At 60.4% G+C, this 22,385-nt stretch carries 19 protein-coding genes; 12 read left to right on the top strand and 7 right to left on the bottom strand.

Translation table 11 applies throughout. The features are described from left to right. Positions 1-102 precede the first annotated feature (102 nt). Together J2X71_RS19175 and J2X71_RS19170 are read right to left on the bottom strand one after the other, a co-directional pair. A complete protein-coding gene (locus tag J2X71_RS19175; RefSeq protein WP_113320438.1) occupies positions 103-924 on the bottom strand; it encodes an SDR family oxidoreductase in 822 nt (273 codons plus the stop codon). Between the two features lie 79 nt (positions 925-1,003). After that, positions 1,004-2,191, bottom strand: coding sequence for a phytanoyl-CoA dioxygenase family protein (locus J2X71_RS19170; protein WP_310383905.1), 1,188 nt, complete (start codon positions 2,189-2,191; stop codon positions 1,004-1,006). A 106-nt stretch (positions 2,192-2,297) separates the two neighbouring features. Between J2X71_RS19170 and J2X71_RS19165 the strand changes: the two genes are divergently transcribed. After that, the gene (locus tag J2X71_RS19165; RefSeq protein WP_310383903.1) at positions 2,298-3,320 is read left to right on the top strand and encodes a LacI family DNA-binding transcriptional regulator; all 1,023 of its coding nucleotides are present in this window, start codon (positions 2,298-2,300) and stop codon (positions 3,318-3,320) included. Positions 3,321-3,391: 71 nt separating this feature from the next. Beyond that, positions 3,392-4,609, top strand: coding sequence for an adenylate/guanylate cyclase domain-containing protein (locus J2X71_RS19160; RefSeq protein WP_310383902.1), 1,218 nt, complete (start codon positions 3,392-3,394; stop codon positions 4,607-4,609). Between the two features lie 487 nt (positions 4,610-5,096). On the opposite strand, the gene J2X71_RS19155 is transcribed toward J2X71_RS19160, so the two are convergent. From J2X71_RS19155 to J2X71_RS19140, 4 genes are all read right to left on the bottom strand, one after another. Then, positions 5,097-5,876, bottom strand: coding sequence for an SDR family NAD(P)-dependent oxidoreductase (locus J2X71_RS19155; RefSeq protein ID WP_310383901.1), 780 nt, complete (start codon positions 5,874-5,876; stop codon positions 5,097-5,099). Positions 5,877-5,953: 77 nt separating this feature from the next. Next, a complete protein-coding gene (locus J2X71_RS19150; RefSeq protein WP_310383900.1) occupies positions 5,954-6,349 on the bottom strand; it encodes a DoxX family protein in 396 nt (131 codons plus the stop codon). Positions 6,350-6,444: 95 nt separating this feature from the next. Further along, the gene (gene dgoD / locus J2X71_RS19145; RefSeq protein ID WP_310383898.1) at positions 6,445-7,593 is read right to left on the bottom strand and encodes a galactonate dehydratase; all 1,149 of its coding nucleotides are present in this window, start codon (positions 7,591-7,593) and stop codon (positions 6,445-6,447) included. Positions 7,594-7,671: 78 nt separating this feature from the next. Next, complete coding sequence (locus J2X71_RS19140; RefSeq protein ID WP_310383896.1) at positions 7,672-8,412, bottom strand: FadR/GntR family transcriptional regulator; 741 nt, start codon at positions 8,410-8,412, stop codon at positions 7,672-7,674. Between the two features lie 190 nt (positions 8,413-8,602). On the opposite strand from J2X71_RS19140, the gene J2X71_RS19135 reads away from it, so the two are divergent. From J2X71_RS19135 to J2X71_RS19115, 5 genes are all read left to right on the top strand, one after another. Continuing rightward, positions 8,603-9,034, top strand: coding sequence for an OsmC family protein (locus tag J2X71_RS19135; RefSeq protein ID WP_310383894.1), 432 nt, complete (start codon positions 8,603-8,605; stop codon positions 9,032-9,034). Between the two features lie 149 nt (positions 9,035-9,183). Further along, positions 9,184-9,792: a TetR family transcriptional regulator gene (locus J2X71_RS19130; RefSeq protein WP_310383892.1), complete on the top strand. Its 609-nt coding sequence runs from the start codon at positions 9,184-9,186 to the stop codon at positions 9,790-9,792. A gap of 50 nt (positions 9,793-9,842) precedes the next feature. Continuing rightward, positions 9,843-10,982 (top strand): efflux RND transporter periplasmic adaptor subunit, encoded by a 1,140-nt coding sequence (locus J2X71_RS19125; protein ID WP_310383890.1) that lies wholly within the window; start codon positions 9,843-9,845, stop codon positions 10,980-10,982. A gap of 26 nt (positions 10,983-11,008) precedes the next feature. Further along, positions 11,009-14,158 carry an efflux RND transporter permease subunit gene (locus tag J2X71_RS19120; RefSeq protein WP_310383888.1) on the top strand — a complete coding sequence of 1,050 codons (3,150 nt, stop codon included), beginning with the start codon at positions 11,009-11,011 and terminating at the stop codon, positions 14,156-14,158. Between the two features lie 153 nt (positions 14,159-14,311). Then, the gene (locus J2X71_RS19115; RefSeq protein ID WP_310383997.1) at positions 14,312-16,225 is read left to right on the top strand and encodes a family 20 glycosylhydrolase; all 1,914 of its coding nucleotides are present in this window, start codon (positions 14,312-14,314) and stop codon (positions 16,223-16,225) included. 54 nt (positions 16,226-16,279) lie between these two features. Here J2X71_RS19115 and J2X71_RS19110 read toward each other — a convergent pair whose 3' ends face one another. Next, positions 16,280-17,191 (bottom strand): ROK family protein, encoded by a 912-nt coding sequence (locus J2X71_RS19110; protein ID WP_310383886.1) that lies wholly within the window; start codon positions 17,189-17,191, stop codon positions 16,280-16,282. 261 nt (positions 17,192-17,452) lie between these two features. On the opposite strand from J2X71_RS19110, the gene J2X71_RS19105 reads away from it, so the two are divergent. The 5 genes from J2X71_RS19105 to J2X71_RS19085 all read left to right on the top strand — a co-directional run bounded on the left by J2X71_RS19105 (position 17,453) and on the right by J2X71_RS19085 (position 22,377). After that, the gene (locus J2X71_RS19105; protein ID WP_310383995.1) at positions 17,453-18,031 is read left to right on the top strand and encodes an exopolysaccharide biosynthesis protein; all 579 of its coding nucleotides are present in this window, start codon (positions 17,453-17,455) and stop codon (positions 18,029-18,031) included. 99 nt (positions 18,032-18,130) lie between these two features. Then, a complete protein-coding gene (locus J2X71_RS19100) occupies positions 18,131-19,084 on the top strand; it encodes a sugar-binding transcriptional regulator (protein WP_310383884.1) in 954 nt (317 codons plus the stop codon). A gap of 145 nt (positions 19,085-19,229) precedes the next feature. Beyond that, on the top strand, positions 19,230-20,540 hold the full coding sequence (locus tag J2X71_RS19095) for a sugar ABC transporter substrate-binding protein (protein ID WP_310383882.1): 1,311 nt from the start codon (positions 19,230-19,232) through the stop codon (positions 20,538-20,540). A gap of 132 nt (positions 20,541-20,672) precedes the next feature. Then, positions 20,673-21,545 (top strand): sugar ABC transporter permease, encoded by an 873-nt coding sequence (locus J2X71_RS19090; RefSeq protein WP_310383880.1) that lies wholly within the window; start codon positions 20,673-20,675, stop codon positions 21,543-21,545. A gap of 1 nt (position 21,546) precedes the next feature. After that, complete coding sequence (locus tag J2X71_RS19085) at positions 21,547-22,377, top strand: carbohydrate ABC transporter permease (protein ID WP_113325006.1); 831 nt, start codon at positions 21,547-21,549, stop codon at positions 22,375-22,377. Positions 22,378-22,385: the final 8 nt, after the last annotated feature.

Genomic DNA, 22,385 nt, shown 5'->3' with positions numbered 1-22,385 from the left:
TCTGCCATAGCCCGACGACAGAAAGCGTCGGGCTATGGGTGTTTTTACGCAACTCCGAACGCAAAGCCGCTGCACAGTTTTGCTGGAATTGCTCGTGAATTTTCAAAGCGCGGCAACAGGATGCGGCGAACCGTCATAGGCGCCCCAGATCGACTGATCGAAGCAGATGACGGAGCCGGTCATGAGGCCGGATTCGGCTGACGAGAGATAGGCGCAGGCGCGAGCCACTTCTTCCGGGTCGACAAGCCGGCCGAAAGGCTGACTTGCGGCGGCCTTGGCGAGCCAGTCATCCGAAGCCTTGTGAAACTCTCTCTGGATGCGGTCTTCGCCCTCGGAAGCCATCCAGCCGATATTCAGGCCATTGACGCGGATGCGGTTACGCAGCAGCGCATAGGCAGTGTTCTTGGTCAGCGTTTCCAGCGCACCTTTGGAGGCGCAATAGGCGGCGATGAAGGGCTGGCCGGCCTTGGCGGACATGGAGCCGATATTGACGATGGTGCCTTCGATCTTCTCGCGACGCATAACCTTGACCGCTTCCTGCATGAGGAAAAAGGGGGCGCGGACATTGATGGCAAACATGGCGTCGAAGAGTTCGGGGCTGGTATCGAGGATCGTGCCGCGGTCGGTGATGGCAGCGGCATTGACCAGCGCGTCGACGCGGCCGAAGGTCTGATCACAGACATGGACGACATTTTGCGCATCCTCGACCTTGCCGAGATCGGCCTTGACGTAGACTGCCTTCGCGCCTGTCTTTGACGAAATCTCCTCGGCTTTCGCCTTGCCCTTGGCCTCGTTGCGGCCGCAGATGACGATGCCTTTGGCGCCGCGTTCGGCAAAGAGGCGGGCGATGGTGGCGCCGAGGCCCTGTGTGCCGCCGGTGACGATGGCGATCTTGCCGTCGAGGCGGGCGTAATCCGTGCTCATGTGTCTTTTCCTCCTGATATGCGAATGGCCCCTTACCGGCGGTAAGGGGCTCTGGGATGATGGTGTTGTGATGGCCGTGTCAGCTCAGCTTCCTGGCTGCCTGTTCGGCAAGTGCCTCGGTGAAGGTGTCGTCGCTCCAGTTTTCGGCGAGGGCCTCGTGCATCAGCTGGGCCTGTGTCTTCGGCGCGAGGCCGCCGAGCGGCGGGTCGCGGTCGAGATTGGTCGGGAAGGAATAGCCCTCCGCGCAGGAGGCGACGGCATTCGCGATCTCGCCGGCCGAAAGCTTGCCCTTCAGCGCCTTGAGGGCAGGGAACAGTTTTGCGCTCATGCGCTCGCGATTGACGGTTTCCATCGCCCGGCCGAATGCAGAGGAGACCTGCAGCAGGTTCGCCACACGCTTGATATCCTTCGAGCGGTTCGTGCCGGCGGCATGGAAGAGGGCGGGATTGAAGAAGACGACATCGCCCTTTTCCAGCGGCAGCTGGATATGGTTCTGGTCGAAGTAATCCTTGAATTCCTGACGCTTGAGGGCGAGGTAACCCGGCTCATAGGTCTGGCTGTGCGGCAGGAAGAGCGTCGGACCGCTTTCGAGCGGCATGTCGCAATGAGCAACCGCGCCCTGCAGCGTCAGCACCGGCGAGAGGCGGTGAACATGCGCCGGAAACTGCTCGATTACCTTGGAGGACTGGAAGCCGAGGTGATAGTCGCGGTGGGCCGATTGTGCGGCACCGCCGGGGTTCACGCGGTTGACCTGCGCCGTCATCTGATAATGCGGGCCAAGCCATGCCTCGCTTGCCAGCGCCACGATGGCATTGCCGTAGTAGCGAGCGAAATTTTCCGGATCAGCAAGGCAATGCTTTTCCAGCGAGTTCCAGATGCGGTCATTGGCGCCCGGCTTGGCGAAATGGTCGCCGCCGCCGGTCGACGTGAGGTGCTGCTCCTCGATGATCTCGTCGAAGATCACGCTCGCCCGGTCGATGATCCCGGTGTCTTCGTAGGCATGTTTGAAGACGACCACGCCGGGGCCGATGCCGAAGGCCTCGCAGATTTCGGCGAGAATGGCGCGGCTGCCGTCCTGCGTCGATACAGCCTCGATCACCTTGCGGCTGTCATAGATCAGCACGTTCTTCTCGACGGCTGAGGCCGTCGGATAGTCGGCAAGGGTACTGGTCTTTTCGGCGAGTGCGCGGAAATCGTCGAGATCGCAGGCGTCTTCGGTCAGCCAGACGCGGTCGGCGCGCAGTCTTTGCGGGTCGTCGGTTTTCATCGGGTGATCCTCCATTTCCGATGGATGGACTATACGCCGCTGACGATCCTGATATAGATCAGGAATCCATCAAAAATCCATCAGAACGCCGGGGTATGACTGCGGCATGGCCCATCCCTTTCTCGTCAAGGATATCGCTTTCCAGGCTGGCGTCAGCACCGCGACCGTCGATCGGGTGCTGAACGGCCGGCCGGGTGTCAGGCGGCAGACCGAGATGCGGGTCAAGGCGGCGATCGCCGAGCTCGAGAAACAGGCGGGCGCCGATGTGGCCGGCCGCAAGCTCACCATCGATATCGTCATGGAGACGCCTGACAGGTTCAGCACGGCGGTGCGGGCAGCTTTCGAAGCAGAGGTCGCGACATTCCTGCCGACCATCTTCCGCTGCCGGTTTCATTTTGCCGAAGTGATGCGGGCGGCGGAACTGGTGCAGCTTCTCGATCGTATCCGGCTGCGCGGCACGCATGGCATCGTGCTGAAGGCGCCCGATGTGCCCGATATCGTCGCGGCCGTCGCAAGGCTCGATGCTGTCGATATTCCGGTCGTCACCCTCGTCACTGATCTGCCGAATTCGGCGCGCTCCGCCTATGCCGGCGCCGATAACCGGGCGGCCGGCGGGACGGCCGCCTATCTCATCGGCCGGCTCATCGGGGCTACCGGCGGCAAGGTGCTGGTTACGCTGTCGAGCGGCCGGTTCCGCGGCGAGGAGGAGCGGGAGATCGGCTTTCGCCGGGTGATCCGAGCCCATTATCCGTCGATCGGCATTATCGAGGTGAGCGAAGGGCATGGCACAGATGCTGCGACCGGCACGCTCGTTGCTGCCGCCCTTGCGGAGGATGCTGCAATCAATGCCGTCTATTCGGTCGGCGGCGGTAATCGCGCGGTGCTTGCGGCCTTCGAGGCAGCGGGCCGGCCGGTCTCGATTTTCGTGGCGCATGATCTCGATTCCGACAACCGCGCTCTGCTTGCGGAACGGCGGATCGATTTCGTGCTGCATCACGATCTGAGGACAGATGCGCGTTCGGCCTTTCGCGCCATCATGGCCCGCACTATCCCTGCCGGCAGGACGGCGCAGGCGGCGTTTTCGGCCGTCGAAATCGTCACGCCCTACAATATGCCGGCTATGCAATAATCTGTTCGGGTTGATTGTCTTTCCATCAGCGGCAGATTCACGCTACAGCTTGGTGATAATGAGGAGCGCGCATGGACTATAGCGACGTCAGCACAATTGCAGCTTGGGTGACGGAACAGGGCCTGAATGGCGTGTCTGAAGCGGAGTTGCTGATCGGCTTTTGCCAGGCCTGCCGCAAGGCGGGCATGCGGCTCGATCGTGCCATGGCGCTGATGGACACGCTTCATCCTGTCCATGAAGGCCGGGCCTTCCGCTGGGACAATTCAGAGGCTTTCGAGGGTGAGTTCGAATACGGACCTTCGAGCGAAGGTCAGGGACTGGATACCTGGCGTCGCTCGGCTTTCTATCATCTCTGGACAACAGGCACCAAAGAGGTGCGACGGAGAATAGGATTCGGCGATCCGACTGATTTCATCATGCTGGAACAGATCCATGCGTCGGGCCATACCGATTATGTTGCCATGGCGCATCGCTTCGCTGAGGCTGGCACGATCGGCGAGATGGACTGTTTCTTCTCGCACTTTTCCACCAAGCATCCCGAAGGCTTCTCGGAGCATGATCTCGCCATCCTGCGCAAGCTGGTGCCGGTGCTGGGGCTCGCGATCAAATGCGTGGCGCTCGCCCGCATCGCGCGCACCATCGCCGAGGTCTATCTCGGCGAGGATGCTGCGCGCCAGGTTATGGACGGCAAGATCTCGCGCGGCAAGACCGAGCGGATTTCGGCCGCGCTCTGGTTTTCCGACCTGCTGAACTACACGAAGATTTCGGACAATTCGGCCCCGGAAGAGATCATTCCGTTGCTCAATGAATATAGCGAGGTGGTGATCACCGCGATCCATGAGGCCGGCGGCAATGTGCTGAAGCTGATCGGCGACGGCGTGCTTGCCATCTTCAAAGGCGAGGATCCGGCGCAAAGCTGTTCTGCGGCCCTGCAGGCGGAGCGTCTGCTGCGGCAGAAGCTTGCGGCGCTGAACGCGGCGCGCGAGGTGGACCGGCGGCCGACGACCGATGTCTATATCGGCCTGCATATCGGCGATGTCTTCTACGGTAATATCGGCAGCCAGGACCGCCTTGATTTCACGGTCATCGGCCCGGCCGTCAACGAGGTGAGCCGCATTGCCTCGATTTGCCGTTCGGTCGATCTCAACGTGCTGATGTCGTCGGATTTCGAAGCGGCGATCCCCGAGGCGGAGCGCAATCTTCTCGCCTGTATCGGCCGCTATGCTCTGCGCGGCGTCAAGCGCCCGCAGTTGCTGTATACGCTGGAAAGTGCGCGGCTGAACGGCTGACCAGCAAGATCCATCCGCGTTCAGAGCCTGCATAGGATGCATAAGATGCAGGGGCAGTTTCCCACGCCTTCTAGGAAATGTCAGATTCGTCGTGTGTCATGTGAATGTCTGACATTTCTTCGCGAAGGTAGGAAGAAACCTATGCAAGTTATGCATCCTATGCACTCTGCTGATGGTTCGGTCGGCCTGAGGTATGCAAAGCGACTCGAATTCGATGCCCGAGCGATGGACCGGATCCGTCGCGGATCGCTTCGCGTTTTCGCAAGACAGGCTTCACGCTTCGGCAAGATCTGCGAGGCTTGAGTGCCTGCATAGGCTGCAGGGGTCGCATAGGCACTTCCCTACGCCTTATAGGAAATGTCGGATTATGTATCCGTCATGTGAATGTCTGACATTTTTCCACATACGACCAAAAATGCCTATGCAGCCTCTGCTGCCTATGCACAGTGCCGCTCATCCGGTCGGCTGTTTGCTCCGAGCAACTGCTTTAACGCAGCAATCCCTGTCCGCCGTCGATCCAGACGGGCGTGCCGGTAATATGTCGGGCACGTTCGGAGGCCAGGAAGAGGATCGTTTCGGCGACATCGTCGCTCGACCCCGCCTTGCCGCCGGTGATGGGGATTTCGCCTTCCGGCCAGATGACGGGCACCTCGGTTTCTTCACGGTGACGCGTGGTGGTGTTGGCTGAAATGCTGGTTTCGATCGCGCCGGGGCAGACGGCATTGACGCGGATGCCGTGTTTGCCGAGTTCCAGCGCCAGTTGCTGCACCATGGCGACTTGGCCCGCCTTGGTGGCAGCATAGGCCGTGGCGCCCGGCGTGGTGAAGGTGCGTGTGCCGTTGATCGAGGAGACGACGATGATCGAGCCGCCGTTCATCTTCAGATAAGGGACGGTCAGATGCAGGGTTAGATAGGTGCCGCGCAGGTTCACGGCCATGGTCTGATCCCACTCGTCGGGCTTGAGGTCGTCGATCGGCGCCCAGACGCCGTTAATGCCGGCATTGGCGACGACGATGTCGATGCCGCCGAGGCTTTCGGTCATCCTGTCGATGGCCTTGCGCATCTGCGCTTCATCACTGGTATCGGCGGTCAGTTCGATCGCCTGGCCGCCGGCGGCAATGATCTCCTGGCAGGTTTGTTGCACCTCGCTTTCGGTGCGGCTCAGCACCGCCACCTTTGCGCCTTCGGCGGCGAGCTTCAATGCGGCTGCTTTGCCGATGCCGGAGCCTGCGCCGGTCACCAATGCGGTCTTTCCCTGCAACTCCATTGGCTGCTCCTCTTTGCTGTTGCCGGAAAGGCAATGATCGGGGCGGCTCTTGGTTCCGGAGCGCGTGGCGTTGAGGACTATTTCAGGAGGCTATGGCGAAGCGCCCACTTTTCCGGCCCGTGGACGGCGGCAAAGAGAAGGCCCGCTAGGAAACTGAAGTGATCGACGAAGAAGCCGAACTCGGCCTGGTTCTGCTGCCAAAGCGACGGGCCATGAAAGGAAAAGGCGAGGAAGATCACGTAAATGCCGGCAAGCAGGCTCGCCTCTGTGAAGAAGGCGCCTGTGATGAAGGCGAGCGCCAGCGCGATCTCGAAGAAGGCGGCGATCCAGGTGAAGAATGTCGCCTCCGGAAAGCCGGCCGCGGTGATATAGGCTGTCGTCGCGCCGATATCGGCAAACTTGAAGCCGGCAGCCATGAAAAAGATGAAGCTGAAGATGATGCGGGCAATGATGATTGCGATTGCTCTAGCCATTTTGAAATCTCCTCTTTGAGCTTCCACTATGACGGGTGAAGCGCCCGATATCCGACAGGGCGAATGAAAAAGGACCGCTTTCGCGGCCCTTCTGATTACCATTCGGCGAAGCTGCCATCTTCGTGGCGCCAGATCGGGTTGCGCCAGCGATGGCCTTCCTTGGCGCGCTCGATGACATAGGCTTCGTCCACTTCGACGCCGAGGCCGGGGCCTTGCGGAATGGAGACGAAACCGTCTGCGTACTGGAAGACTCCCTTGTTGGAGATGTAGTCCAGGATGTCGTTGCCCTTGTTGTAGTGGATGCCGAGACTCTGCTCCTGGATGAAGGCATTGTAGGAGATGGCGTCGACCTGCAGGCAGGCGGCGAGCGCGATGGGACCGAGCGGGCAATGCGGAGCGAGCGCCACATCATAGGCTTCGGCCATGGCGGCGATCTTGCGGCATTCGGTGATGCCGCCGGCATGGGAAAGATCGGGCTGGATGATATCGACATAGCCGTCGGAGAGAACCGACTTGAAATCCCAGCGGGAATAGAGGCGTTCGCCGAGCGCGATCGGTGTCGAGCAATGATTGGCGATTTCCTTCAGGGTTTCGCGATGCTCTGAGAGGACCGGTTCCTCGATGAACATCAGCTTGTAGGGCTCGAGCTCCTTGGCGAGCACTTTTGCCATCGGCTTGTGGACGCGGCCGTGGAAATCGACGCCGATGCCGATATGCGGGCCGATCGCCTCGCGGATGGTCGCAATAGTCTCGACCGCCTTGTCGATCTTCTCGTTGGTATCGACGATCTGCATCTCTTCGCAGCCGTTGAGCTTGATCGCCTTGAAGCCGCGGGCGACGACGTCCTTGGCGTTGCGGGCGACGTCGGAGGGGCGGTCGCCGCCGATCCAGGAATAGACCTTGATGCGGTCGCGCACCTGGCCGCCGAGCAGCGAATGGATCGGCTGCCCGAGTGCCTTGCCCTTGATGTCCCAAAGCGCCTGGTCGATGCCAGAGATTGCCGACATGTGGATGGCGCCGCCGCGGTAGAAGCCGCCGCGATACATGACTGTCCAGTGGTCTTCGATCAGGAAGGGGTCCTTGCCAACAAGATAGTCGGCGAGCTCGTGAACGGCGGCCTCGACGGTTAGAGCACGACCTTCGACGACCGGCTCGCCCCAGCCGACGATGCCCTCATCGGTTTCGATTTTCAGAAACAGCCAGCGCGGCGGGACGATGTAAGTGGTCAGTTTGGTGATCTTCATGGAAATCGTGCTCTCGTTTCGCTTCGTGTTCCCATCAGCGGCCGAGCCGCCGATATTGTTCTGAGTTCTGTTATTTCGTTATCTCGTTCGGCCGGCGGCGGTCAGGTCGCGTTTGGCGAGGTCGAGAATTCGGTTGACGCAATCGCGCGCGCCCGCCGCGTCCCGCAGACGCAGTGCCTCGACTACCTTGCCATGCAGGGCAAGCGCCTCGCGGTGATCAGGCATGGCGAGGTTCGAGGCGTGGAGCGCAAATTTCAGGGCGGCATGGATGGCGCTGGAGAGGCGATGGAAGACCTGGTTATGGCTCGCCTTGAGAAGCACCGTATGGAAGAGGAGGTCGGCCTCGGTGAAGGCCTCGGAATCGTCGTTCGCCGACTGCATGCGCTGCCAGGCATCGTCGAGATTGGCGATTTCCTGAGCGGTCGCGCGGCTTGCAGCATATTCGGCGGCAGCCGGCTCGATGGTGCGGCGGGCTTCAAGAATGCTGGCAAGCAAGTCGAAATCGCGCAGATGCGGTCCCATCCATTCCAGCACATCCTGATCGAGGATATTCCAGTCGTCCTTGTCGCAGACGGTGGTGCCGACGCGCGGCTTGCCGCGCACAAGTCCCTTGGATTCCAGAACCTTCAGGGATTCACGGATGACGGTGCGGCTGACGCCGTAGAGTTCGCAGAGATCGTTTTCGCGCGGCAGCAGCGTACCAACGGCATAGCGGTTGGCGCAGATATCTTCGGCAATCGCCGCCGTGACGTTACGGCGAACGCGCGGCCGGCGCTCGGGTGCCGAGCTCTTTTCGTCGCGTCTTGCTGCAGGCTGCATCGAAAGGCTCCTCGTGACCGGTCTTTTAAAGTAATCATCATACATAAACAATGCTCTTGTATGATGATTGACATTCAATCTGGTGTCGTCTTCCGCGGATAGAGGACTATATTGCCGGTCGTAAGGGCAGAATGTCCTTCGCGGTGGAGCGGCGCAACGCTTCGAAAATCAATCGAAACAGGAGGACGGCATGCAGATCAATCGTACAGCTTCGGCCCAGTGGTCGGGTGGTCTCAAGGACGGAAAGGGGCAGATCTCGACCCAGAGCGGCGCGTTGAGCAATTATCCCTACGGCTTCGCAAGCCGCTTCGAAGGCATTGCCGGTACGAACCCGGAAGAGCTTATCGGCGCTGCCCATGCAGGCTGCTTCACTATGGCGCTGTCGCTGATCCTCGGCGAAGCCGGCCTGAAGGCCGACCGCATGGAAACCTCGGCCAAGGTGACGCTGGAAAGCGTCGAAGGCGGCTTTGCCATCACCGCCATCCACCTGTCGCTATCGGGCAGCATTCCCGGCGCCGACCAGGCGAAGTTCGAAGAACTCGCCGGTATGGCGAAGGCTGGTTGCCCGGTTTCCAAGGCACTTTCCGCCGTTCCGATCACGCTCGACGTCAAGCTCACCTGATCTTTCAAACCTGTTTTCGTTGCGATGCCGCGGCCTGCCCAGGCTGCGGCATTTTCGTTTGCATCGCAAAATCCTTGACAAATGAAGGATGATGTTTTACGACTGACGAAATTCAAAATTCGTCAGTCGTAAATATCGGGCCTGAAACCATGAATGACATCGCGGAAAACACGCTGGACGTCACACGGCAGGAAAATATCACCCGCATCCTGGATGCGGCCGAGCGGCTTTTCCGCCACTACGGCTATTCCAAGACGACCGTCGCGGATGTGGCCCGCGACCTCGGCATGTCGCCTGCCAATATCTACCGGTTCTTCGCCTCCAAGGTTGAGATCCACCAGGCGATCTGCGGACGCATGCTGGCGATGAGCTATGAGCTTGCAGCCAATATCTGCCATCAGAAGATCAGCGCTTCCGACCGGCTGCGTCAGTACGTGCGCAGCCAGTACCAGCTGACGCTCGACACCATGCTCGATCAGCAGAAAGTGCATGAGATGGTGATCGTCGCGATCGAACGCGACTGGCATGTCATCGAGAAGCACATCGACTCCATTCACGCATTGATTGCCGACGTTATCCGCGACGGCATCGCTGCCGGTGAATTCGTCGACCAGGATCCCGAGGTCGCCTCTCGCTGCTTCGGAGCGGCGACCATCAATCTCTGCCACCCGCAAATGGTTGCCCAATGTCTTGCCAAGACAAACCGGGCGGCTGTGGACGAACTGATCGAATTCGCGATCAGGGCACTCAGAAAATAAGCGCGGCAAAGACCGTCAAGAAAAACCCGAAACGATCAGGAGTGCGAAAGATGTTTTCGCTCAAGACCTTCAGCAACCGCGTGCCGTCCGTCATGAGCCTCGCGCTCCTTAGCGCGGTCGGGCTCGGCGTCGCCGGCTGCACGGAAGAAAAGGCAGAGGTCAAGGACGTTATCCGTCCGGTCAAGGTGGTCGAAATCGCCAAGGCCGGCGATACCCGTACGCTGGATTATTCCGGATCGGTAAGGGCGCGCACGGAAATGAACCTTGGCTTCCGCGTCGCCGGCAAGATCACCGAGCGTCTCGTCGATATCGGCGAGCAGGTGAAGCCGGGTGACGTTCTCGCACGGATCGACTCGACCGACTACCAGCTTGCGGTGAAGACTGCCGACGCCAATCTCGCCGCTGCCGAAAAAGCCGTCGAGACCGCTGATCTCGTCAACCGCCGCGCCGAGCAGCTGTTCGACAAGAATGTCGCGCCGAAATCCCAGGTCGAGCAGGCTTCGCTCAGCCATGACCAGGCGATTTCGAGCCGGGATGCTGCCGCTTCCGCGCTCGACCAGGCGAAGAACCAGGTGAGCTACACGGAACTCAAGGCGGACCATAGCGGTATCGTGACCACCATCAATGCCGATGTCGGACAGGTCATGGGATCCGGCACGCCGGTCGTTGCCGTTGCCGTCGATGGCGAGAAGGAAGTGCAGATCGCGGTGCCGGAAAACGATATCGCCCAGTTCAAGCCCGGCAAAACCGTGAAGGCGAGCTTCTGGTCCGATGACAAGCTTGTGCTTGATGGCACCGTTCGCGAGGTCGCGGGCAGCGCCGACCAGCAGTCGCGCACCTTCGCTGTGCGTGTCAGCCTGCCGAACGACCCGCGCGTGCTGCTCGGCATGACGGCGACGATCGAGGCCGATGTCAGCAACAGCGATACCTATGTCTCCATTCCGCTCAGCGCGCTGGCGCAAAAGGACGGCAAGAAGGTCGTTTGGACCGTCGATCGCGGGACGGCGACCGTACACTCCCGTGGCATCGAGGTCGCCGATTTCACTGGTGATGGCGTGCGCGTAACCAATGGGCTCGACAATGGCGATCTCGTCGTTGCCGCTGGTACCCAATTCATGAGCGAAAACCTGAAGGTCAAGCTTCCCGATCAGCAATCGGCTTCGGCCGAAACGGACGCAGCCGTCCGCTGAACGGCTCAAGGAGAGGGAACAGGATCATGGACGCCAACAGCACTGAAAAGCGCCCCTTCAATCTTTCGCGCTGGGCGATCGGCCATCCGGGCATCGCACGCTTCCTTTTCGGTTTGATCCTGATCACCGGCGTGCTCGGCCTGACGCGCATGGGCCAGAAGGAAGATCCGGACTTTACCTTCCGCGTCATGGTCGTCCAAGCGCTCTGGCCGGGCGCCTCCCTTCAGGATATGGAAGACCAGGTCACCAACAAGATCGAGCGCAAGCTGCAGGAAACCCCGCATCTCGACTGGGTAAAGTCCTATACACGTGCCGGCAGCACGATCATCACGGTGCAGGTAAAGGGTGATACGGATTCCGCCCAAGTGGCCGATGCCTTCTACCAGGTGCGCAAGAAGGTCGGCGATATTAGCGGCGACCTGCCGCAGGGCCTGCTCGGCCCGTATTTCAACGACGAATTCGGCGATACCTTCATCACGCTGCATTCGATCAGCGGCGACGGCTATTCCTATCCTGAGCTGAAAAAGTACGCGATCCAGGCGCGTGACATGCTGCTGACAACGCCGGGTGTCGAAAAGGCGGTCATCATCGGCGACCAGCCGGAGAAGATCTATATCGACGTCTCCTCCAAGGCGCTCGCCGAGCGCGGTCTGACGATCCTCGACCTGCAGAATGCCATCAAGGGCCAGAATGCCGTCGATCCTGCGGGCAATGTCGATACCGGTCTGCGTTCGGTGCGCATCTCGGTCGAAGGCAATGTCCACAAGGTGGAAGATATCCGCGAACTGCGGCTGCGCTCCGGCAATCAGGTGACACGCCTCGGCGATATTGCCACCGTCACCTCCGGCCTCGAAGATCCCTACCAGCGCAAGTACCGCTATAATGGTCACGACAGCGTGCAGGTCGGCGTCGTCATGGCTAAGGGCTTCAAGGTCACCGACGTCGGCAAGGACGTCGACGCGACCTACAAGCGCTTCGAGGACTCGCTGCCTTATGGTGTCTCTGTCGACCAGATTTCCAACCAGCCTGACGTCGTGACCGACGCAGTCAGCGAATTCATGCATGCGCTCGGCGAAGCCCTTGCCATCGTGCTCATCGTCTCGTTCCTGTCGATCGGCTGGCGCTCGGGTCTGGTGATCGCTATCGCCATTCCGCTGGTATTGGCTGCGACCTTTGCCATCATGTACGAGCTCGGTATCGACTTGCAGCGCATTTCGCTTGGCGCGCTTATCATCGCGCTCGGCCTGCTGGTCGACGATGCGATGATCGTCGTCGAACTGATGGAGCGAAAGCTCGAGGAAGGTCTCGTCAAGATCGACGCGGCGAGCTTCGCCTATTCCTCGACCGCCTTCCCGATGCTGACGGGTACGTTGATCACCACGGCCGGCTTCATTCCCGTCGGCTTTGCGGCATCGACGGCCGGCGAATATGTGCGCTCGCTCTTCTATGTCGTCGGCATTGCGCTGGTGACCTCCTGGTTCGTGGCGGTCTATTTCACGCCTTGGCTCGGCTACATGATCCTCAAGCAGCGCAAACATGCGGGCGGCGATCATCATGACGTGTTCGACACGCGCTTCTATCGCGGCCTGCGTCGTACAGTCGGTTGGGCGGTCCGCCATCGCGTCATCGTACTTGCGCTGACGCTTGCCACTTTCGTCACCAGCCTATGGAGCTTCCAGTTCATTCCGCAGAACTTCTTCCCGCAGTCCTCGCGTCCGGAAATCCTCGTCGATCTCTGGCTGCCGGAGGGAACCAGCATCAAGCAGGTGGAAGTCGAGGCCAAGGCGCTGGAAGCCAAGATGATGGACGATCCCGACAAGAAGTTCATCGCCACCTATATCGGCGAAGGCGCGCCGCGCTTCTTCCTGCCGCTCGACCAGCAGCTTAGCAACCCGAACTATGCCCAGCTCCTGATCATGGCCAATGACGAGCCGGCCCGCGAGCGGCTGATCACCAAGCTCAGGACGATCCTCGCGGAAGATTTCCCCGACATCCGCGGCAAGGTCGATCGTCTCTTCCTCGGCCCGCCGACGGGCTGGCCGGTGCAGATGCGCGTGATGGGTCCGGATCGTGCCGAAGTGCGCAGGATTGCCGATCAGGTGAAGGAGCGTTTCACCAGGGATCCGATACTCGGTGCTGTCCATGACGACTGGCTGGAGCCGGTGCCGGCGATGAAGCTGGTCATCGACCAGGACCGTGCCCGCGCACTCGGCGTCACCTCGCAGCGCGTTCGCCAGATGCTGCAGACCGCCATGTCCGGCGCGCCGCTCGACGATTTCCGCGACGGCGAGGAGACGGTCTCGATCGTCGCCCGCGAGCCGGACGCGAACCGTTCGCTGCTCTCGGCCGTCAACTCGGTCTATGTGCCGACGGATTTCGGCGGCTTCGTTCCGGTCTCACAGATCGCCAAGGTCGTGCCTGTCGTTGAACAGGGTCTCGAATGGCGGCGCGACCGCCTGCCGACGATATCGGTGCGTGCAACCCTGCCCGACAATGTCCAGTCGAACGACGTCGTGACCAAGCTCTATAACGATATGCAGGACCTGCGCGACAGCCTGCCTGCCGGCTACAAGATCGAGATCCAGGGTGGTGCCGAGGATTCGGCCGAAAGCCAGGCCTCGATCGCGGCCAAGGCGCCGATCATGCTCGTCGTCATTATGATCCTGCTGATGGCCCAGTTGCAGCACTTCGGCAAGGCGATGCTGGTCTTCGCCACCGGTCCGCTCGGCATCATCGGCGCGGCTTCGGCCCTGCTGATCAGCGGCGCCCCCTTCGGCTTCGTGGCAATCCTCGGCGTCATCGCACTGCTCGGCATCATCATTCGCAACTCGATCATTCTCGTCGACCAGATCGACCAGAACATCAAGGCGGGCATGCACAGGCAGGAGGCGATCATCGGGGCTGCCGTGAACCGCTTCCGGCCGATCACGCTGACGGCGCTGACGGCCGTGCTGGCGCTGATCCCGATCTCGCGCGGCGTCTTCTGGGGTCCGCTCGCCTACGCCATGATGGGCGGCATCCTGGTCGCCACCGTGCTGACCATCCTCGTGCTGCCGGCCGGCTATGCCCTGTTCTTCGGTCGTGAGCCGAAGGCCAGGAATAACGAACATGCCAATGCCAACCAGGAAGAGGCGGATGGGGATATCCATCATCCGCCGGCATTGGCAGCCGAATGAGGCAATGGCGCGGTCGAGGCCGCGCCATTTTTGTTTCGGCCCATAGGGTTCGGCAGGTAGCCGGTACAGCCTGATATTTTCCAGCGGCCGAGAAGACGGTGGCGCTAAACGGGAGTAAAGATCGCTCTATATAAGCTGGAGGGAGGTATGACCGTGGCCGATTACCGTCTGGAAGCGAGCTGGAGTCCGGTCGAAGGAAGCTTTGGGCGTTTCACCTTCACGCTATTCAATCTGTCCGCCAAGCCGCTGTCCGGCTTTACGCTTGCCTACACGTCATTAACCCGCGTGGCGGACGAGCATGTCGCCGAGGGTGCGACACTGAGGCGGCGTGTGGCGAATTTTCATGAGTATTCTCCGCCCGAGGGGCTCACCATCAAGCCAGGTGGCAGCTGGCAGTTTACGGTGGAAGGCCTGACGAACGGCCCGAAACATGTCACGTCGGGCATCAAATCCGCCTACCTCACGCTAGCCGATGGCCGGCACGTGCCCGTCAGCTTTGGCGATCTGATGCTCGATGGTGCGGAGCGCGGCGAATTGCCAGAGCTTCTGCCGAAGGGTGAGGTGACTGAGCCATATTCGCTGCTGCCCTGGCCCCTACACCTGTCGCTGCGGCCGGGCGATGTGCCGCCCGTCGCACTTTATCCGGCAGCCGGCTCGAGTGCCAAGAATATCAGGGCCGTGGAGAAGGTGCTCGCCCTCTATCAGCGGCTCTTTCCGGCGGACAACGTGCCTTTCACGCTGCAGCCGATTCAGGGGGGCCGACAGATCCGCTTCAAGGGGGAATCCTCGATCATGGAGGCGGCCTATGAGCTGCGTTTCACGGCACAGGAGATCATTCTTGGTACCGATGATGCGGCAGGGCTGCTTTACGGGCTGATCAGTCTTGCGCAACTGCTGCATGGAGCGCGCCATGATCCGGAAACCTTCCAGTTCCCGGTCTTCGGCACTATCGCCGATCAGCCCCGCTACACATGGCGCGGCTGTCATCTCGATGTCAGCAGGCAGTTTTATCCGGTCCCTGATATCAAGCGGCTGATCGATATCCTCGCCTGGAACAAGCTCAATATTTTTCACTGGCATCTGACCGACGATGAAGCCTGGCGGTTGGAGATCAAGGCCTATCCTGAGCTGACGGAGATCGGTGCAAAGCGCGGGCCTGACGAAGTTCTGTTGCCGCAGCTCGGCGATGGCGCGGAGCCGCGTTCAGGATTTTACAGCCAGGATGATGTCCGAGGGATCGTTGCTCATGCAGGCATGCTGCGTGTCGAAGTCGTGCCGGAGATCGATATACCCGGTCACAGCTCCGCAGCACTTCTCTCCCTACCGCAGCTCGTCGATGGACAAGAGGCGCCGGACGGCTACCGGTCGGTGCAGGGATATCCAAACAATGCGCTCAATCCAGCGGTCGAATTCACCTATGAGTTCCTCGGCAAAGTGTTCGACGAAATGCTCCCGCTCTTTCCGTCCGAATATATTCATATCGGCGGCGACGAGGTGCCACATGGCTCCTGGCTTGCCTCGCCGCTTTGCAGAACGCTGATGGAGCGTGAGAAGCTTGCGGGCACGGCCGAACTGCAATCCTATTTCCTCCGGCGGATCAAGGCGATGCTTGCCGAGCGCGGCAAGAAGCTTGCCGGCTGGAACGAGGTTTCTCAGGGCGGCGGCGTCGATCGCGTGGGCACGCTGCTGATGGCCTGGGAAAAACCTGAAGTCGGCATCGAGCTGGCACGTGAGGGTTATGATATCGTCATGACGCCGGGTCAGGCCTACTATCTCGACATGGCGCAGGCCGAAGACTGGGGAGAGCCGGGTGCCAGCTGGGCCGGCTTCACGCCACCGGAAAAGACCTATGCTTACGAAGCCGAAGGCGAATTGCCGGAGGAGCTGAGAGAGCGGATGCGCGGTATCCAGGCCTGTATATGGGGCGAGAATTTCGTCTCGCGGGCCTATTTCAACAGGCTGGTCTTCCCGCGGCTGCCGGCCATCGCCGAGGCGGCCTGGACTCCCTGTCTGCGGAAGGACTGGCTGCGCTTTGCCGCGATCGTCCGGATGTGGCCGACGCTTTAGAACTCTGTTTCTACGCGATCCAGCAAAGCGCCGCACCGTTTTATTGGAATTTCACTATGCAGCTTCAGCCTTGAGGCCCAGAAGTGCCGCGCCGATTAGGCCCGGTTCGATACGGCATTCACTGCGCACGACCAGCGGGCGATCGAATTTCCGCAGGATACGAGCGCGCACCGCCTGATCCAGCTCCGCCAGAAGCGGCTCCACATTCGAAAGACCGCCGCCGACGGGCACGATGGTTGCGCCTGTGATGTTGATGGCGAGTGCTAGTGGCGAGGCGACGAGATCGACATAGACGTCGATCGTGCGATTGGCCTTTTCCTCGCCATTGCGCCAGTTGGCGATGATTTCCTCGCTGGAGAAGTCGAGATCGTGCAGCGTCTTGTGCAGGCGTTCCAGACCACGCGCGCCGCCGACGGTATCGACACAGCCCTTCTGGCCGCAGCCGCAGGCATAGGCGGGGATGGCAACTGGCGGAGTGCCGGCCTGCGATGCGATGATCGGGCCATGGCCCCACTCGCCGGCAAAGCCGCCCGACGCATTGATGAGGCGACCATCTGAGACGACGCCGCCGCCGACGCCAGTACCGAGGATGGCGCCGAAAACGATACGATGGCCGCGACCGGCGCCGAGTTCGGCTTCCGCCATGGCGAAACAATCGGCATCATTGGCGATCAGCACAGGCAGGCCAAGTTCATCCTCCAGGTCGGCGGCGAGGTTGCGGTCGTGGATGCAGGGGATATTGGCGACGATGAGGCGCTGCGTGTCCGGGTCGACGACACCGGCAATCGAGAGCGCAATGCGCGAGGGCTGTTCGCCGGTCTCGGCGATGATGCTCTTCAGCGTCTCGACGAAAGCCGGGAAGTCATCCTTGGGGGTCGGGCGGCGGCCAAGCGGTACGATGTCGGATTCCGAACGCGCAATCCCGCCCTTGATGGCGGAGCCTCCGATATCGAATGAAATAATCATCTGATGTCTGCCAATTGTCTGTGCTCGGCGTCTGCTCGCACTCTTGGCGGTGAATTACAAGGATTATTCGATAAATGAACAAAGCCTGATCGTTATGAGCTGATAATTTCATCCGCCAAGGTCATGCTATTGGCATATTGCATGGGCAAGCTTCCTATCATTCACCCTTCCGACGCCGGATTCATGACAATCGAAAATACCGAAACTCACAGAACCACCGCCCGCAGGCCGCGTCCGAAAGGCAAGCGCCTGTCGTCCATCCTGCGACAGATGGCGGCGGATCGAAGCCGCGAACGCCTGTCGATCGGCGACCTGTTCCAGACGATGGGCGACAGGGCGATCGGCGCGCTGATGCTGATCTTTGCGCTGCCGAACGCCTTTCCGACGCCGCCTGGCACCTCGTCGCTGCTCGGAGCACCGTTGATCTTCCTTGCCGCACAGCTTACCTTCGGCCTGAAGCCGTGGCTGCCGAAGGCGATTGCGGCGCGCTCCATGCGGCGGGAGGATTTCGAGACGATCGTCGGACGCATTCATCCCTGGCTTGCCTGGGCGGAGCGTATGCTGCAGCCACGATTGAGCATTTTCGTCGAGCCGCCGGCGGAATATCTGGCGGGCTTCTGCTGTCTGGTGCTGGCGATCGTTCTCGTGCTGCCGGTGCCACTCGGCAATATCCTGCCGGCGATTGCGATTTCGGTCTTCGCGTTTGCCATTCTTGGCCGAGACGGGCTGTTTTCGCTTCTCGGCTTTGCCATGACGGCCGTCTCGCTCATCGTTGCCGGCGGGGTGATCTACGGTCTCGTCAAGGCGGCTATCTACATCGTCATGCAGTGGTTTGGATAAGGAAGCGGTTGCTCATTTTTTCAACGCCCTCGACATTTGCCCGATTTTTGTTTTGATCTGGCGCCAGATAGACTCAAAGAAATTAATCGGCGGCGATAGATGGTAAAAAGAGCGGAGACTTCCGGACGGCTGGACGATGCGGCGCGCGCCGGCTGGCTTTATTATGTCGCCGGCCGCACACAGGATGAAATCGCATCCTCGATGGGTATTTCGCGCCAGTCGGCGCAGCGGCTCGTTTCGCTTGCCGTGGCCGAGCGGCTGATCAAGGTACGGCTCGACCACCCGATTGCTGCCTGCCTTGAACTCGGCAACCAGCTGCGCAAGAAATTCGGTCTGCGCCATGTCGAGATCGTTCCGAGCGATCCCGGCTCATCGTCGACGACGGTTGGCATTGCCGAAGCGGCTGCTTCCGAAATCGAGCGCTGGCTGAAACGCCCCGATCCGATCGTGCTTGCCGTCGGCACCGGGCGAACGCTGAAAGCGGCTGTCGACCAGCTGCCGGCGATCGAATGTCCCAATCACCGCATCGTCTCGCTGACGGGCAATATCGCGCCGGACGGTTCGGCGGCCTATTACAACGTCATCTTCAGCATGGCCGATGCCGTCAAGGCGCGGCACTATCCGATGCCGCTGCCGGTTCTCGTCACCTCGGCCGAGGAGCGGGAGCTTCTGCACGGTCAGCAACTCGTGCGCTCGACGCTGGCGATCAGCGCGCAGGCGGATGTGACCTTCGTCGGTATCGGCGAACTCGGCATTGACGGCCCGCTCTGCGTCGATGGTTTCCTCGAAAAAGACGAGATGATGGAACTGATGCGCAGCGGCGCTGTAGGTGAGATCTGCGGCTGGATTTTCGACGTGGACGGCAGGCTGCTCGACAACCCGATCAACGAGCGTGTTGCTTCCGCTCCCATCCCGCCGCGCGATTCGTCCACGGTCATCGGAATTGCCAAGGGCAAGCGCAAGTTCAAGGCGATCAGAGCTGCCATCACAGGCCATCAGGTGAATGGTTTGATTACCGACGAAGAGACGGCTGAGTTTTTGCTCGGTAGTTGAGCAAAAATATTGTCATTTTAAATCAATAACATAAATCAATTGTTCGGCATCGCAGCAACGATTGCCAATTGACAAACTTTCTCTGTTGATGAGTAATTGCCCATGAGCAAAGCGAATGCTCACACTCATCTTCTGGGAGGAAGATATGACATTGAGAACTCTCCTGCTGGGCGCCTGCTCGGCAATGGCGTTTGCCGGCATGGCTTCGGCCGAAACGCTGACAATCGCGACCGTGAACAACGGCGACATGATCCGGATGCAGAAGCTGACGGACGACTTCAAGGCGAAGAATCCCGGTATCGACCTTGAATGGGTAACTCTCGAAGAAAACGTTCTGCGCCAGAAGGTCACGACCGACATCGCGACCAAGGGCGGCCAGTACGATGTGCTCACGATCGGCACCTATGAAGTTCCGATCTGGGCGAAGAAAGGCTGGCTCCTGCCGCTCGACAACCTCGGCGCCAACTATGACGTGGACGATCTGCTGCCGGCAATCCGCAGCGGCATCAGCCAGGACGGCAAGCTCTATGCAGCTCCGTTCTACGGCGAAAGCTCCATGGTCATGTACCGCAAGGACCTGTTCGACGCTGCCGGCCTGAAGATGCCCGACGCGCCGACCTGGGACTTGATCGCAGATGCTGCGAAGAAGATCACCAACAAGGACAAGGAAATCTACGGCATCTGCCTGCGCGGCAAGGCTGGCTGGGGCGAAAACATGGCCTTCCTGACGGCTATGTCGAACTCCTTCGGCGCCCGCTGGTTCGATGAACAGTGGAAGCCGCAGTTCGATCAGCCGGAGTGGAAGGACACGCTGACCTTCTACGTCAACCTGATGAAGGAAGCCGGCCCTCCCGGTGCTTCTTCCAACGGCTTCAACGAAAATCTGGCGCTCTTCCAGACCGGCAAGTGCGGCATGTGGATCGACGCAACGGTTGCTGCTTCCTTCGTGGCCGATCCGAAGCAGTCGCAGGTTGCCGACAAGGTCGGCTTTGCGCTGGCTCCGGACAAGGGCCTCGGCAAGCGCGGCAACTGGCTCTGGGCCTGGAACCTCGCCATCCCGGCAGGCTCTCAGAAGTCTGAAGCAGCCGAGAAGTTCATCGCCTGGGCAACGAGCAAGGACTACACCAACCTCGTCGCCGAAAAGGAAGGCTGGCTGAACGCACCTCCCGGCACCCGCACCTCGCTCTATGCCAGTGCGGACTACCAGAAGGCCGCTTCGTTTGCGAAGATGACGCTCGACAGCATCAACTCCGCCGATCCGACCAAGCCGACTGTGAAGCCGGTTCCCTACGTCGGTGTCCAGTTCGTGGCGATCCCGGAATTCCAGGGCATCGGCACGGCCGTTGGCCAGCAGTTTTCTGCAGCTCTTGCCGGCCAGATCTCGGTCGACCAGGCCCTGCAGAGCGCGCAGCAGCTGACCACCCGCGAAATGACCAAGGCGGGTTACATCAAGTAAAAACCTCCTGAGACGTACGGAATGCTTGACATTCCGCACCTCTGGGCCGCCGATTGCCCGAACTGCATCGGCGGCCGCTTTTTTAAAGCTGTTTCGCAGCCATTTCCGCTTCAGATCAGACCGGTGATTGCTATGGCAACGTTCCACACTCGCTCCGCAGCACGCCTGATGATAGCACCTTCCGTGGTGCTGCTCTTCGCGTGGATGATCGTCCCGCTGGCGATGACGATTTACTTCTCCCTGCTGAACTACAATCTGCTCAGCCCGGGCATGGAGAATTTCGTCGGTCTCTTAAACTACCAATACTTCCTCACCGACCCGGCCTTCTTTGCCGCGCTCATCAACACGCTGGTTCTGGTTGCAGGCGTGCTTGTTATCACCGTGGTCGGCGGCATTCTCTTCGCGCTTCTGCTCGATCAGCCGATCTACGGCCAGGGCATCGTGCGCATTCTGGTCATCGCGCCCTTTTTCGTCATGCCGACGGTGGCGGCGCTCGTCTGGAAGAACATGTTCATGAACCCGGTCAACGGCCTCTTCGCCTATATGGCGAAGGCTGTCGGCCTGCAGCCGATCGACTGGCTGGCCAGCGTGCCGCTGTTCTCCATCATCCTGATCGTCGCCTGGCAGTGGCTTCCCTTCGCCACGCTCATCCTACTTACCGCGCTGCAGTCGCTTGACGAAGAGCAGAAGGAAGCGGCCGAAATGGATGGCGCCGGCCCGATCTCGAAGTTCATCTACATCATCCTGCCGCACATGGCCCGAGCGATCACCGTGGTCATCCTGATCGAGACGATCTTCCTGCTGTCGGTCTTTGCCGAAATCCTGGTTACCACCAATGGCGGTCCGGGCACGCAGAGCACGAACCTCACCTATCTCGTCTATGTCCAGGCGCTGCTGCAGTTCGACATCGGCGGGGCATCCGCAGGCGGCATCGTTGCCGTCGTGCTCGCCAATATCGTCGCGATCTTCCTCGTCCGCCTCGTCGGCAAGAATCTGGAGGCTTAAGATGGCTAGGAAGGTTACTACCCAACGCAAGGTCATCATGACCGCGATCGCCTGGGCGCTCGGCATCCTGATCTTCTTCCCGATCCTCTGGACGTTCCTGACGAGCTTCAAGACGGAGGCGGATGCCATCGCCTCGCCGCCGCAGTTCCTGTTCTTCCACTGGACGACGGAGAACTATGCGGAGGTGCAGAGCCGCTCAAACTATCTCAGCCACTTCATGAATTCCGTGGTGATCTCCTTCGGCTCGACGCTGATCGGTCTCATCATCGCCATTCCGGCCGCCTGGGCCATGGCCTTTGCGCCGACCAAGCGGACGAAGGATGTGCTGATGTGGATGCTGTCGACAAAGATGATGCCGCCCGTCGGCGCGCTCATCCCGATCTACCTCATGTTCCGCAATTCGGGCCTGCTCGATACGCGCACCGGTCTGGTGATCGTTCTGACGCTGATCAACCTGCCGATCATCGTCTGGATGCTCTACACCTACTTCAAGGAAATCCCCGGCGAAATCCTGGAAGCCGCCCGCATGGACGGCGCCTCGCTCGCCAAGGAAATCATCTACGTGCTGACGCCGATGGCGGTGCCGGGCATTGCCTCGACGCTGCTGCTCAACATTATCCTTGCCTGGAACGAAGCGTTCTGGACGCTGAACCTGACGGCTTCCAAGGCCGCACCGCTCACCGCCTTCATCGCATCCTACTCGAGCCCGGAAGGTCTGTTCTACGCCAAGCTTTCGGCGGCTTCGACCATGGCGATTGCGCCGATCCTCATCCTCGGCTGGTTCAGCCAGAAACAACTTGTCCGCGGCCTGACCTTTGGCGCGGTGAAATAAGATCATAG

It is taken from the genome of Rhizobium sp. 1399 (assembly GCF_031455475.1).
GTDB lineage: Bacteria > Pseudomonadota > Alphaproteobacteria > Rhizobiales > Rhizobiaceae > Rhizobium.
This window is presented reverse-complemented; position numbering and strand designations above follow the sequence as displayed.